Source organism: Flavobacterium frigidum (assembly GCF_048286795.2).
Genome location: NZ_JBLVPT020000001.1, coordinates 482,564 through 497,352, shown reverse-complemented (window position 1 = coordinate 497,352; position 14,789 = coordinate 482,564). Strand labels below are relative to the sequence as shown.

Sequence of the window (14,789 nt, the reverse complement as noted above, 5' to 3'; positions counted from 1 at the left end):
GTAGTTTCAGCACAAATTTAAACGCAACCTAATTATTAACCATGTTTTTAGGAGCTATTTCCTGCTGTTCACTATATCTTTTTATAAGGTGATGGAAAATCACCTCATAAAAAGGATGCCGTTTCCATCAGGGCTAGGAAATCCCGTGCAGTAGTGTGCTATTTCTATAAAATGAAAAGTAAAATTCAATATTTAAAAACATCAATTTGGAACCTAAAATAAATCCAATTTCTGCTCCCTCTCCTTCGGGAAGTCCCGACGTTTCGGGAAGGGAAGGGAAACCCTCTTTCTCCATTTACGATGCCTCAGCGGGATCTGGAAAAACGTATGCGCTTGTCAAAGAATACTTGAAAATTATACTTGTTGCACCAAAAAATGATGCCTATCGCCACATTCTTGCCATTACCTTTACTAATAAAGCGGTGCATGAAATGAAATCGCGAATCGTAGGCAGTCTTTCTGAATTTGCCAAAGACGAACCAAGTGCAAAAGCACAGGATCTAATGCAGGATTTATCCATTGATACGGAATTGTCTATCATTCAAATTAAAACTAAATCACAGCAAATCATCAAGCACATAATTCACAATTACGCCGCTTTCGATATTTCGACCATCGATAAGTTTACGCATAAAGTGATTCGGGCTTTTGCGCACGATTTGAATTTACCCATGACTTTTGAAGTTACTTTAGATACTGAAAACTTATTGATAGAGGCTGTTGATGCTATCATCGCGCAAGCCGGGGAAGATGAAACATTAACAAAATTACTCATCGATTTCACGATGGAAAAAACCGACGATGACAAATCTTGGGATATTTCTCGAGAAATTCTTGAAACGGGTCGTTTGGTTTTAAATGAAAATAACCGGAATGAAATCACACATTTTCACGGTAAAACGATCGAGGAATTTATCGAAATTAAAAAGAAGCTTACAGCTGCCTGCAAAGACTTAGAGAAAGAAACCATTGTTTTTGCAGAAGAAGCGTTGATCTTAATAGATAAAAATGGAATTGATGTAAAATCTTTTTCCAGAGGCACTTTTCCAAATCATATTAATAGCATTCAACTAGGGAAATTCAATCCTAAGAATAAAATGTTTCATGAGTTTGATGATATTGCCATCAATAAAACGGCAAAAGACCGCGCGATTATCGAAAATCTAATTCCTGAATTTTTACAAATTCTATCAAAAGTGTATTCGACTTTCGAAAAGATAAATTTCTATAAAGCATTCCTCAAAAATATTACGCCACTATCATTATTAAACACTGTCAGTAATGAATTAGCAAAAATTCAGGAAGAACAAAATGTGCTTTCTATTTCCGAATTTAATGCCATTATCCATCGCGAGATTCAAAATCAACCTGCTCCTTTTATATATGAACGCTTGGGCGAGCGCTATCGACATTTTTTTATTGATGAATTTCAGGATACTTCCGAAATGCAATGGCAAAACCTAATACCGCTGATTGATAACGCACTTTCGGGCCAGGATGATTATGGAGTAAAAGGAACTTTGATGATTGTGGGCGATCCAAAACAATCTATTTACCGCTGGCGTGGCGGAAAAGCAGAACAATTCATCGAATTGAGCAAAGATAAAAACCCGTTCAGTAATCCCGATAAAAGACTCGAACATTTAGATAAAAATTACCGCTCTTATTCGCAGATAATCGAATTCAACAATGAGTTTTTCAAATTGTTATCGAATGAATTTGAGCATTTGGATTACAAAGATTTGTATGAAAATCACAGCCATCAAAAAACAAATAACAAAACAGGCGGTTACGTAAATATTTCATTTATCCCAAAAGTTGATAAAGCAGATGAAACTAGTGAGGGATCATTCGATGAGGAAGGTTTGGATAAAACAGATTTATATGTTTTAGCGACTTTAAATACGATTCAAAAATCGTTAAAACAAGGGTTTCAATACAAAGATATGGTCGTCCTGACTAGAAAAAGAAGTCAGGGAATTGCGATTGCTAACTATTTGACAGAGGAAGGAATTCCACTTTTATCCTCAGAAACCTTGATGATTCAAAATGCGACCGAAGTTAGATTAATTATTCATTTATTGAAATACTTGAAAAACAGTTCTGACTTGGAATCTAAAGCAAAATTTCTTCAATATTTAGCACAAAACAGTCAGGATAAATTATCTATTCATGATTTTATTGCTCAAGGCATGGCGTTATTTCAGGAAACTGATTTCGAAAATTGGTTGATGAGTTTTGATGTTTCGCTTTCGTTTCAAAACATCCGAAAAAAATCATTGTATGAAGCTGTAGAAACTATAATTGCAAAGTTTCTGAACCCCAAAATAAATAATGCTTATATTCAATATTTTCTTGATATCGTTCTCGAGCGCGACATTCGGAATCAAGCAGGAATATCTGATTTTTTGAATTTCTGGGATAAAAATTCGGAGAAATTCAGTATTCCATCTCCGGAAGGCACTAATGCAGTTCGGATTATGACGATTCATAAATCGAAAGGATTGGAATTTCCAGTCGTCATTTTTCCTTTTGCCGAAGAAGATTACACGAGAAAGCCAAAAGATAAATTATGGCTCAATGCGGAAGAGCAGGATTTTGGTTTGCCAAAGATTTTAATTGATAATAGCAGTGCGGTTGAAGGATTTGGAGAAGAAGCCGCTGCCGTTTTCAATCAAAAAAAGCAAGAAGAATTATTGGATAATATCAATGTGTTGTATGTGGCATTAACAAGAGCAGAGGAGCAATTGTATGTTATTTCGAATATGAATTTATCCAGTAAAGGGGAATTTCCGAAGAATAATATGTGTAGTTTTTTCATTAATTATTTGGGTAATAAAGGCGATTTTTCTGAAGAAAAATTAGAATACGAATTTGGAGATGCAACGAAACTATCTTCAGTAATACAACATGTCGATACTTCAAAAATAATTCCAGTTGTAGCCGAAATTTTAAATCCAAAGAACATAAAAATTGCACAACGAGAAGCTTTAATGTGGGGAACACATCAGCAAGAAGCTATAGAATATGGTAATGTAATTCATGAAATTTTATCTTTTGTTAAAACTAAAAACGATGTTGATTTGGCAATTACAAAGTCTATAGAAAACGGATTGATTACTTTTGGTCAAAAAGAAATAGTTTTTAAAACGATTCAAGAAATTGTGAATCACAGTGAATTAGAAATTTGTTTTGCAGAGGGAAATACGGTGATGAATGAACAAACAATTATTCAAAAAGAAGGAAATGCAATCAAACCGGACCGTATAGTTGTCGTAAAAAATAACAAGGTTTTCCTGCTAGATTATAAAACAGGAATACACAACGTAAAATACCAGCAACAATTAGAAAATTATCAAAAAGCAATTGAGCTGATGGGTTATAAAGTGATAAAAAAAGCACTTATTTATATCGGAAAAGAAATCGAAGTAGTAAATTTGTAACCATAAAAATGAATAATTCGCAATATTGAACTTTAAAAAACATAAAAATGTACGGAAATATAAAAGAACACCTTCAAGCAGAATTGCAAACTATTGAAGAGAACGGAATTTTTAAAAAAGAAAGAATTATAACCTCGCCACAAGGAGCTGAAATCACAATTTCAACAGGAGAAACGGTATTGAATTTTTGTGCTAATAATTATTTAGGGTTATCCTCACATCCAGAAGTGGTGCAAGCAGCTAAAGATGCTTTGGATACTCATGGTTTCGGAATGTCGTCGGTTCGTTTTATATGTGGTACTCAGGATATTCACAAAACGTTGGAAAAGAAGATAGCTGAGTTTTATGGATTAGAAGATACTATTTTATATGCCGCTGCCTTTGATGCTAATGGTGGTGTTTTTGAACCTTTGTTGGGAGAACAAGATTGTATCATTTCGGATAGTTTGAATCATGCGTCTATAATAGATGGAGTACGTTTATGCAAAGCAGCACGTTACCGCTATGAAAACAGTAACATGGAAGATTTGGAGCAACAATTGATCAAAGCAACAGCTGCTGGAAGTCGTTTTAAACTAATTGTTACTGACGGAGTTTTCTCTATGGATGGACTTGTTGCGCCACTAGATAAAATTTGTGATTTAGCCGATAAATACGATGCATTGGTAATGGTTGATGAATGTCATGCAGCTGGTTTTATTGGTGCAACTGGCAAGGGAACTCCAGAAGCAAAAGGGGTGATGGGACGTGTAGATATTATAACGGGAACATTAGGGAAAGCATTAGGCGGAGCTATGGGAGGTTATACCACGGCAAAAAAAGAAATTATCGAGATCTTGAGACAGCGTTCAAGACCCTATTTATTTTCGAATTCGCTGGCTCCTGCAATCGTAGGTGCCTCTATAAAAGTATTTGAATTATTAGAAAAAGATACCACTTTGAGAGATCAATTAGAATGGAATACTAATTATTTCAGAGACGGTATGAAAAAAGCAGGTTTTGATATTATTGATGGCGATTCGGCAATTGTTCCTGTAATGCTGTATGATGCAAAATTGTCTCAAAATATGGCTGATGAATTACTAAAAAAAGGCATATATGTAATCGGTTTCTTCTTTCCAGTGGTCCCTACAGATAAAGCAAGAATTAGAGTACAACTGTCTGCAGCACATACAAAACAACACTTAGACAAGGCTATCAGTGCTTTTATTGAAGTTGGCAAAATGTTAAATATTATATAATTTCGAAATGAAGTTATATAATTTACACTTTGGGTAGTTTTTACAAGTTTTTTTTAACTTTTAGTTTTGTAGTTAAAAATTTACGCGTTACTTTTGCACTTAATTAACTAAATTGTAATTAAAAATTTTAAGTATGAAACATCTTAACAAACTTTTAGTTGCTGTAATGATGGTCATGGGATTAAGTTCACATGCACAAGACAGTAACAATCCATGGGCTATATCCTTTGGAGTTAATGCCGTTGACACTAGAACTAGTGCTGGTGGTGGTAAAAATTGGGCAGACCGTCATTTTTCACAACCATTTGCAGTAAAAGACAACTGGAATATTCTTCCATCTGTTTCTTACCTAAGTGTGTCAAAGTACATAGGAGATAACTTCTCTTTTGGACTTGCTGGTTCGGTAAACAAAATTGATAAATATGTGAGATTTTCTCCGGGAACTCCTGGTAGTGATTCACGTGGTTATTTAGTTTCTAACCCTGGGGATTTAATGTATTATGGTGTTGATGCTACTATCAAATATAGCTTCATGAACTTAATTAAATCTAAAGTTATTGATCCGTCTTTATCTGTTGGTGGAGGTTATACTTTCTTCGGCGATAGTAGCTACGGAACATTAAATCCGGGTGCAGGTTTGACATTCTGGTTTACTGAAAATGTAGGTTTAGAGTTGTCAACTAGATACAAAAAATCTTTTGGTGAAAGAGAAGAAGCAAACGGAACTCCAGATGCTCCATCACATTTTCAACATTCAGCTGGTCTAATCTTCAAATTTGGAGGTAAAGATACAGATGGTGACGGAATATTCGATAAAGATGATGCTTGTCCAGACGTTGCTGGTCTAAAAGAATTCAACGGATGTCCTGATACTGATGGAGATGGAATACAAGATAGTGCAGATTCTTGCCCAGATGTTGCTGGTTTAGCAGCATTGAATGGATGTCCTGATACTGATGGAGATGGTATAGCAGATAAAGATGATGAGTGTCCTAATGAGGCTGGTCCAGTTTTATTAAAAGGTTGTCCTGATACTGATGGAGATGGCGTAGCTGATAAAAATGACAAATGTCCAACTGTTGCAGGTCCAAGAGAAAATGCAGGTTGTCCTTGGCCAGATACTGACGGAGACGGAGTATTAGACAAAGATGATAAATGTCCACAAGTTAGAGGTACTGTAGCAAACCAAGGTTGTCCAGAAGTTACAGAAGAAGTAATGAAAACGTTAAACAATTACGGTAAAGTAATCTTGTTTGATTCTGGTAAATCTACTTTCCAACAAGGTACTTACACAGTGTTACAATCTATCACTGCAATCTTGAAAGAGTATCCAAACTCAAAATTCCAAATTGAAGGTCACTGTGATAGTGATGGTAGTAATGAACTAAACCAAACTTTATCTGAAAATAGAGCTCACGCAGTTGTGAATTATTTAGTTGAAAACGGAATCGCTGAAGACAGATTAAAACATACAGGTTTTGGTGAAACTAAACCAATTGCATCTAACAAGACTGCAAAAGGAAAAGCAGAGAACAGAAGAGTTGAAATTTCTTTGATAAAAGAATAATTTTTCTCAAAATATTTTTTAAAACGCCCCGATTTATCGGGGCGTTTTTTTTATTTTTATGAAATGATAAATTCATCTTTTCTTGATAAGATAGCTTCTGTTTTAATAGAAAGTTATGCTGACAACCTGTATAATACGATTGTTGTTTTACCAAACAAGCGCGCTAAGATATTCTTAATTGAAGCCTTAAAAAAACAAGTAACAAGTAATATCCTTTCTCCTGAAATTTTAAGTATTGAAGACTTTGTTCAAAATATTGCAGGAATTAGGACAATAGACCCTATTGAGTTGCTCTTTGAATTTTATGAAGTGTACTTGTCAAATACTGAAAAAGGCAATCAACAATCCTTTGAGTTATTTGCCAATTGGGCCAAAACATTGCTTCAGGATTTTAATGAAATTGATCGCTATTTATTAGATCCTTCTCACGTGCTTTCCTATCTGAATGATATTGAAGATATTAAAAAATGGGGGATTGAAATCGAAAATAAAACTCCTTTATTAGAAAAATACATTGATTTTTGGAAGTTGCTACCCAATTATTATAAATCTTTGTATGCTCATTTATTAAATAAAGGAATCGGCTATCAAGGTTTGATTTATCGGGAAGCAGTTACTAATTTAAATCATTTTTCGAGTTCGGTACAAGAGAAAAAATTTGTGTTTGCTGGCTTTAATGCCTTAAATGCAGCCGAAGAAAAAATCATTCAACACCTTATTGTCACTGATCAAGCAAAAATTTATTGGGATGCAGATCAAACGTTTCTTAACGATCCGTATCATGATGCAGGTTTGTTTGTAAGGCGATTTAAAGAAAACTGGAAGCATTACAAATCAAATCCGTTTGAATGGATTGTAGACGATTTTTCACAATCAAAAAATATTCAAGTAATTGGCACACCCAAAACAATAGGTCAGGCTAAAATAGCTGGAAGTATTATTGAGAATGTTATCAATGAATCCCGAAGCCTCGGCACTGATGGGAAGTTGGATAAAGTAGCTGTGGTACTAGGTGACGAGAATATGTTGGTTCCACTTCTATATTCGCTACCCGCTAGCGTTGGAGCTCTAAATATTACTATGGGATATTCAAGTAAGAATAATCCAGCACAGATTTTGATTGCCAAATTATTCAAAATGCACACGAATGCGTTGTCCAGAAATGCCAAAAGTTATGTGTTGTATTACAAAGATGTATTGGATATTTTGACACATCCGTTAGTTGAACCGTATGCTAAGGCGAATACTCTTGTAAAAATCATCAATCAGAATAATTATACTTTTATCACGCATCATAAATTGATGGAATTGAATGCATTTCCGAGCGATTTATTTCTTCTATTATTCCAAAAATGGGAAAAGGGTTCGATTCCGGTATTAGAGACCATTTCAAAATTATTACAAACCATAAAAGAAAATTTAAGCAACGATAACGAAGAAGAAAAAATCACGAAGGCTTTTGTATTTGCCATTTTCAAAGTCATCAATAAATTGACTAATTATTATTCAAAACACACTCATATCGATAAAATAGATACACTTTATGCTATTTACAAACAAGTAATAGATTTAGCTGAAGTATCTTTTGAAGGAGAACCGTTGAATGGTTTACAGATTATGGGTGTTTTAGAAAGTCGTGTTTTGGATTTTGACACCGTTATTGTCACCTCGATGAACGAGGGGAAATTTCCTGCCGGCAAATCTCAGAATTCATTTATTCCGTATGATGTGAAACGCGAGTTAGGTTTGCCAACATTTAAAGAAAAAGATGCGATTTATACGTATCATTTTTATCATTTGCTACAGCGGGCTAAAAATATTTACTTGCTGTATAATACCGAAAGTGAAGGTTTGGATGCAGGTGAAAAAAGCCGATTTTTAACTCAGTTAGAAGTCGAAAAGCAAAAAAATCATACACTTTCGCATGAAATCTATAACGCTGTTTTACCAGAAACAGCCTATCAACCGATGGTAGTTCCAAAATCGGAAAGCGTAATGGTTCGATTGAAAGAAATCGCCGAAAAAGGATTTTCTCCATCGGCTTTGACAAGTTATATCCGTAATCCGATTCAGTTTTATTTCCAGAAAATATTACGCATCAGCGAAGTAGAAGAAGTAGAGGAGAATATAGCCTTGAATACGTTGGGAACCATTATTCACGAAACGTTGAAAGTTTTGTACGAGCCATTTATTGGTAAATTTATTTCTGAAAGTGCTATTTTAAATTGTTTCAAACAAATAGACGCTGAAGTTTTAAAACAATTCAAATTAGTTTACAAAGAAGGTGAAATAAAAAAAGGTCGAAATTTATTGGCGTTTGAAGTAGCTAAACGGAATGTTTCTAATTTCTTAAAAGTAGAATTAGAAAGCATTAAAAACGGTGATGCAATCAAAATAATTGCTTTGGAACAAACTTTCGAGCGACCATTACATCATCCTAATTTGCCGTTTCCGGTATTGATAAAGGGAAATGTAGATCGTATTGAAGAGCGCAACGGAGTCATTCGAATTATCGATTACAAAACGGGAAAAGTAGAAAAAGCAAGCGTTACTCTGAAATCCTGGAATCGATTAACGGAAGATATTAAAAGCGATAAAATCATTCAGGTGCTTGCGTATGCATATATGTATGAGCTTGAAGCAAAAGGAAAACCAATTGAAGCCGGAATTATTTCTTTTAAGAATTTAAAAGCAGGTTTTCTTCCATTTAATTTTAAAGAAGACAAAGAAGTAAATTCAATTATAAATGAAGAAATTTTGAGTAATTATTTAGAACAAATGGTTCTTTTATTAAGCGAAATTTTGAATGAAAGCATTCCTTTTGAAGAGAAAATAATTTAAACAAAACTCCCAATCCGAAAATTAGCTAACATCTTCGAGTTTTATAAAAGTACTTTCACCATAAACGTGTCAGTAAGTGCTGTGGCATGGGTTTTTGGTGGATTTGAAACTTTTAAGTATGTATTAATTTTTTTTGGTTTCTTCATTAGCCTATTGATAAAAGAGGTGAATGCTAAAAATGAATACCTGTTTTATTATAATAACGGAATTTCTAAAGCGCAGTTATTTGTGTATGGTTTTATAATGAATATTGTTTTTTCGATGATCCTGATTTTAGTCATTAATGTAGTTTTGAAATTCGTATGACAAAGAGTGTTTTAGAAGTAGACAGCGTTCAAAAACAGTATGATGGGAAAATCATAGTTTCCGATGTGTATTTGAAATGTGAAACTGCTGATATTATAGGCATTTTAGGAAGAAATGGTTCTGGAAAATCGACGGTATTGAAAATCATTTTCGGAATTGTTGCAGCCGATTTTAAATTTGTTCGGGTGGATGGTGTCGTGAAATCAAAAACCAGCGATTTACTAAATGAAATCAGTTATTTGCCTCAGGATAATTTTATTCCAAATTCATTTTCGATACTAAAGACCATTCAGTTGGCTATTGCCAAAGAGAAGCTACAGGATTTTTATGCCGATGAAATGATTCAATCGATGTTGAACAAAAAAATAAAGCATTTGTCCGGCGGAGAATTACGGTATTTAGAAATTAAATTAATCCTGAACAATTCGTCAAAATTTGTTTTGCTAGACGAGCCTTATAATGGTTTGTCACCTATTATGATTGAAAAAATTAATGAATTAATCACTGCAATGTCTCGTGTAAAAGGAATTATTATAACGGATCATAATTATGAAAATGTGATTAAAGTCTCCACAAAATTGGCGTTGATGAAAGAAGGAAAAATGCACCATTTAAAAGACAAAAGCGAATTGGTGGAAAAAGGCTATTTGAAATCAGGAATGATTTAGATGCTTTTGAAAAAAGCCAATAATACAATCAATAACTGGTCTTGGTTTTCAATGTGGCTCATGTGTCCGTCTGGGAAAGTCACTAATTTTACCGAGGTGTTTTCAATTTGTTCTTTGGTTTCTTCGTAATTTAAAACAGGATCTTTTTCACCTAGAATCAATAATTTTGGATACGGGGTTAGGTGCAGAAGTACGTCTCTGTCGGGTCTAATTTTCATTCCTTCGAGAGAGGCAACAATTCCTTGAAGTGGTGTTTTTATAGCTTCTTTTTTTACTTTTTCAATTTCTGACGAAAGTCTTTCTCGATTCGATTCACTGAATAAATTAGCTATAGAAAGTGAAATAAAATTGACGAAAGATTGCTTCACAGCTTTAATCGCGCGGTCCCGATTGATTTTTCGTTCGGCGCTATCGGCTTTTGCGGTCGAGTTTAATAAGACTAATCTTTTTATCGTGTCAGGATACAATTCGGCAAAAGCCAAAGCGACATAACCGCCCATAGAATGCCCGACAAAAATGGCTTTCCGTAGGCGCAATTCTGATAAAACAGCGTGGACTGCATCGGCATTATCTTCCATGGTTTGCACGTAACTCAAACATTCCGTTTCTCCATGTCCCAATAAATCAATCGTGATAACACGGTTTTTTTTAGCAAATTCCGGAATGTAAAAATCCCACATGCCTTTGTTTTCCAAGAAACCATGAAGTAAGACAATAGCAGTTCCTTTCCCGGTATCGGAATAGGAGATGTTGGTGTTTTTAAAGAGAATTTGTTTCAAAATGGGAAATTTAGTCTATAAAAGTAGCATTTTATTTTTTTAACTATTTAAGAAATATAAGGGCATATAAGCAATTTACGAATGCGTTTGTATTAAAAATAGTATATTTGAGAAAAGTATTTATAAATATGAACAGACTTGTTATTATTGGAAACGGATTTGATTTGGCGCATGGATTACCGACTTCTTATAAAGATTTTATTGATGATTATTGGAAAAATGTATGTGATACTAAAGGAACTAAAACTATAATAAACCAGAACGATAATTTTGTTACAATTATATGCAAGTTTGGGTATTCATATAATACATCTGAATATGACGCAATTGATAGTTTAAAATCTTATGATGAATTAAAGAATTTTGTAGAAAGGAATATACAAATGAAGTCTGGCGATTTTGTTATTGAGTTTAAAAATTTGTTTTTTAAAAAAATTTCCGAAAACTCAATTGAAAACTGGGTAGATATAGAAAACGAATATTATAAACTTCTAAAACAATGTATAAAAAAAGATAATAATTCAAGTATAATTAAGTTGAATAAGGAATTTGAGGATTTAAAAAAGCTTTTTGAACTTTATTTAATTGAAAAGGTAGAAAAAGAATATAATTTTTCAAAAGATGTAGTTGGAAAATTTATTAATATTTTTGATGTAAATAGGTATGAGAACCTAGAATTAGATAGATTTTTTATGGAAATATCTAAACAAACAGAAATTTTTTTAGTCAAGGAACATAAAGAATATCTAGATAAAAGCAGACCAAGTAAAGGTTATCTTCCTTCGGATGATATTAGTCACAAAGTTGATGTTGAACATCATTTTTTAAGCTTTAATTACACTTCTACTGTTTTTAATTATATAAAAGCACTCGATATGAATTTATATAATCTTAATGAAATTCACGGAAGATTAGAAGATGAAAGAAATCTAATAAATTTTGGTTTTGGAGATGAAATGGATAAGCATTATCAAGAAATTGAAGAAAAAGATGATAACGAATATTTAAAAAATATAAAATCCTTTCAATATTTACATACACCAAACTATAAGCGTCTTTTAAATTTAATTGATAGTGATAAATTTCAAGTTTATATCATGGGTCATTCTTGTGGTTTATCGGACAGAACCTTGCTAAACACTATTTTCGAACACGAAAACTGTTGTTCTATTAAAATATTTTTTCATGAAATTCTTAATGAACAAGGTGAAGTGATAAAGGATAATTATACAGAGATTACTCAAAATATATCAAGACATTTTAACAAAAAGAAATTAATGAGAGAAAAGATTGTAAACAAAACACTTTGTCAACCTTTACCACAAATTCAACTTCCTTTAAAATAAAAAGGCTCTCATTTCTTGAGAGCCCTCAAATTTTAAAATCTGTTATCGCCGTCTATCAATCGGCCTAATCCGCCTAATAAACTTCCTTCGTCACGACTGTTTCCGCCAGCTCTTGGTGCAGATGCGATGATTCTGTCCGCTAGTCGGCTGAAAGGCAACGATTGAATATATACTGTTCCTGGACCGCGAAGTGTGGCATAAAACAAACCTTCCCCACCAAAAATGGAATTCTTGATGCCGCCAATAAATTCAATGTCATAATCAACGTCTTTGGTAAAACCTACGATGCAACCGGTGTCGACTTTTAGGATTTCGCCTTCGGCTAATTCTTTTTTGGCTAATGTTCCTCCAGTGTGTACAAATGCAAGACCGTCGCCTTCTATTTTTTGCATGATGAAACCTTCCCCACCAAATAACCCAGTTCCTAGTTTTTTAGAGAATTCGATTCCAACAGAAACACCTTTGGCCGCGCAAAGGAAAGAATCTTTCTGGCAAATGAATTTCCCTCCAAATTGTGTCAAATCAATTGGAATAATTTTCCCTGGATAAGGCGATGCGAATGAAACTTTACTTTTAGTATTATTCTGATTGATGAACGCCGTCATAAAAAGACTTTCGCCAGTAAGTACTCTTTTTCCGGCGCTTAATAGTTTACCGAACAATCCGTTTTCCTGTCCGGAACCATCGCCAAAAATGGTTTCCATCTGGATGTTATTGTCCATCATCATAAAACTTCCCGCTTCGGCAATTACAATTTCTTGTGGGTCCAGTTCTATTTCTACATATTGCATTTCCTCGCCGTAAATGTGATAATCGATTTCGTGTGCTTGCATGATTTCTGTACTTTAAGGTTTTTAATTAATTTTTTTCACCATTAAGAAATTAAGATTCATTAAGAATCAGCGCTTAATTTTTCTTAATTTCTTAATGGTTCAAATTACATATTGAATATATTTTACAAAATAGTTGTTATTTAAAATATGTCGGAACGATGATTATAAAGTTACAGTTTTAAGATTAATTTTGGAATTGATGTTTTGGAATTATACATTTTCTCGTCGTAGCGCGCAAGGGATAGAAGTGGAAAGCCCACAGTCTCGGACTTTTGGAAGAGACGAGGACTTGTAGCGGATAGCCCGACACAGCTGGAGTTTACGGAGGCTGGGTTGCGCCCAAAAAAAATCGGTTCACATTGCTGTAAACCGATTTGATTGTATGTATTTAAGGAATTAACTATTCATGAGTTCTTCGATTTCATCGACTTCGATAGGAATATTGCGCATCATGTTGAAAGGTTCGCCGCTTTCTTGAACAATAATATTATCTTCTAGTCGAATCCCGAATCCTTCGGCAGGAATATAAATTCCGGGCTCAACGGTGAACACCATATTGGCTTTCATGGGTTCAGTTAGGATGCCGTAATCGTGCGTGTCCAATCCCATGTGGTGCGATGTCCCGTGCATGAAATATTTTTTATAAGCAGGCCAATCGGGGTTTTCATTTTGCACATCGGCTTTGTCAATAAGACCCAAACCGAGCAGTTCTGAAGTCATTAATTTCCCCACTTCGATATGATATTGTTTCCAAAGAGTTCCTGTAGTCAGCATTTTTGTAGCTTCATTTTTGACATTCAGCACGGCATTGTACACTTCTTTTTGTCTCTTAGTGTAGCGGCCTGAAACCGGAATGGTACGCGACATATCACTGGAATAATTAGCATACTCAGCGGCAACATCTAGCAAAATTAAATCACCAGCTTTGCATTGTTGGTTGTTTTCAATGTAATGCAGCACATTGGCATTGTTTCCAGAGGCAATAATTGGCGTGTAGGCAAAACCTCGAGAGCGATTGCGAATGAATTCATGAATCAATTCGGCTTCGATTTCATATTCGGTTACGTTCGGTTTTACAAAAGGTAATATGCGTCTAAAACCAAGTTCAGTAATGTTACAAGCTTTTTGAATTAAGTCTAATTCTTCGGTTTCTTTTACCGAACGAAGGCGTTGCAATATCGGGTTACTTTTGGCGACAGCATGTGCTGGATATTTGTCTTTCCACCATTTTACAAAACGGGCTTCGCGGGTTTCAGTTTCTACAGTGGCTCTGTAATGCTCATTAGTATTGATGTAAATAGTATCACAATGCGTCATCATTTCGAATAACACTTTCTCGAAATCTTGAAGCCAGTAAACCGTTTTAATTCCGGTTACCTCGTATGCGCGTTCTTTTGTCAATTTTTCACCTTCCCAAATGGCAATGTGTTCGTTGGTTTCTTTCAAGAAAATCATTTCTCGTTGATGCTCATAAGGTGCATCTGGAAATAGCAATAAAATGCTTTCTTCCTGATCTGCCCCACTTAAATAGAAGATGTCGCGGTGCTGTGCAAATGGCAATGTACTGTCTGCCGATACGGGATAAATATCATTGGAATTAAAAACAGCAACGCTATTTGGTTTCATTTGCGCCATGAATTTGGCTCTGTTTTTTATAAATACATTTCGGTCAATTTGATGGTATTTCATTTGTGGTAATTTTTATTTTTTGTTGTAAAATGCAATCTTCAAGCTAGTTTTTAGTGGTAAATAGTATTGATGTCAT

10 protein-coding genes are annotated in these 14,789 nt (G+C 34.2%); 7 read left to right on the top strand and 3 right to left on the bottom strand.

Annotated elements, in window-relative coordinates; translation table 11 throughout:
* The first annotated feature begins 227 nt into the window (after nucleotides 1–227).
* The 6 genes from ACNQGB_RS02250 to ACNQGB_RS02225 all read left to right on the top strand — a co-directional run bounded on the left by ACNQGB_RS02250 (nucleotide 228) and on the right by ACNQGB_RS02225 (nucleotide 10,066).
* On the top strand, nucleotides 228–3,443 hold the full coding sequence (locus ACNQGB_RS02250) for a UvrD-helicase domain-containing protein (RefSeq protein ID WP_472777068.1): 3,216 nt from the start codon (nucleotides 228–230) through the stop codon (nucleotides 3,441–3,443).
* A 47-nt stretch (nucleotides 3,444–3,490) separates the two neighbouring features.
* Nucleotides 3,491–4,684: a glycine C-acetyltransferase gene (gene kbl / locus ACNQGB_RS02245; protein WP_417944951.1), complete on the top strand. Its 1,194-nt coding sequence runs from the start codon at nucleotides 3,491–3,493 to the stop codon at nucleotides 4,682–4,684.
* A 133-nt stretch (nucleotides 4,685–4,817) separates the two neighbouring features.
* Nucleotides 4,818–6,251, top strand: a complete 1,434-nt coding sequence (locus ACNQGB_RS02240) for an OmpA family protein (protein WP_417944950.1) — start codon at nucleotides 4,818–4,820, stop codon at nucleotides 6,249–6,251.
* Nucleotides 6,252–6,314: 63 nt separating this feature from the next.
* Entirely contained in the window at nucleotides 6,315–9,092 is a 2,778-nt protein-coding gene (locus ACNQGB_RS02235; RefSeq protein WP_417944948.1) for a PD-(D/E)XK nuclease family protein, read from the top strand.
* A gap of 66 nt (nucleotides 9,093–9,158) precedes the next feature.
* Nucleotides 9,159–9,398, top strand: coding sequence for a hypothetical protein (locus tag ACNQGB_RS02230; protein WP_417944946.1), 240 nt, complete (start codon nucleotides 9,159–9,161; stop codon nucleotides 9,396–9,398).
* Nucleotides 9,395–10,066 (top strand): ATP-binding cassette domain-containing protein, encoded by a 672-nt coding sequence (locus tag ACNQGB_RS02225; protein ID WP_417944944.1) that lies wholly within the window; start codon nucleotides 9,395–9,397, stop codon nucleotides 10,064–10,066. Before ACNQGB_RS02230 ends, ACNQGB_RS02225 begins: the two co-directional genes overlap by 4 nt.
* On the opposite strand, the gene ACNQGB_RS02220 is transcribed toward ACNQGB_RS02225, so the two are convergent.
* Entirely contained in the window at nucleotides 10,063–10,845 is a 783-nt protein-coding gene (locus tag ACNQGB_RS02220) for an alpha/beta fold hydrolase (RefSeq protein ID WP_417944942.1), read from the bottom strand. The genes ACNQGB_RS02225 and ACNQGB_RS02220 overlap by 4 nt on opposite strands.
* Before the next feature lie 107 nt (nucleotides 10,846–10,952).
* Here ACNQGB_RS02220 and ACNQGB_RS02215 point away from each other — a divergent pair, with 107 nt between their 5' ends.
* Nucleotides 10,953–12,191, top strand: a complete 1,239-nt coding sequence (locus ACNQGB_RS02215) for an AbiH family protein (RefSeq protein ID WP_417944940.1) — start codon at nucleotides 10,953–10,955, stop codon at nucleotides 12,189–12,191.
* A 32-nt stretch (nucleotides 12,192–12,223) separates the two neighbouring features.
* Here the strand turns inward: ACNQGB_RS02215 and ACNQGB_RS02210 are convergent, their stop codons facing one another.
* Nucleotides 12,224–13,024 (bottom strand): TIGR00266 family protein, encoded by an 801-nt coding sequence (locus tag ACNQGB_RS02210; protein WP_417944938.1) that lies wholly within the window; start codon nucleotides 13,022–13,024, stop codon nucleotides 12,224–12,226.
* Between the two features lie 396 nt (nucleotides 13,025–13,420).
* Nucleotides 13,421–14,713, bottom strand: coding sequence for an aminopeptidase P family protein (locus ACNQGB_RS02205; protein WP_417944936.1), 1,293 nt, complete (start codon nucleotides 14,711–14,713; stop codon nucleotides 13,421–13,423).
* Nucleotides 14,714–14,789 lie beyond the last annotated feature (76 nt).

Coding starts and splice junctions, on each gene's coding strand:
- kbl (WP_417944951.1), top strand. CDS start 3,491: ATGTACGGAAATATAAAAGAACACCTTCAAGCAGAATTGCAAACTATT.
- ACNQGB_RS02240 (WP_417944950.1), top strand. CDS start 4,818: ATGAAACATCTTAACAAACTTTTAGTTGCTGTAATGATGGTCATGGGA.
- ACNQGB_RS02235 (WP_417944948.1), top strand. CDS start 6,315: ATGATAAATTCATCTTTTCTTGATAAGATAGCTTCTGTTTTAATAGAA.
- ACNQGB_RS02225 (WP_417944944.1), top strand. CDS start 9,395: ATGACAAAGAGTGTTTTAGAAGTAGACAGCGTTCAAAAACAGTATGAT.
- ACNQGB_RS02210 (WP_417944938.1), bottom strand. CDS start 13,024: ATGCAAGCACACGAAATCGATTATCACATTTACGGCGAGGAAATGCAA.
- ACNQGB_RS02205 (WP_417944936.1), bottom strand. CDS start 14,713: ATGAAATACCATCAAATTGACCGAAATGTATTTATAAAAAACAGAGCC.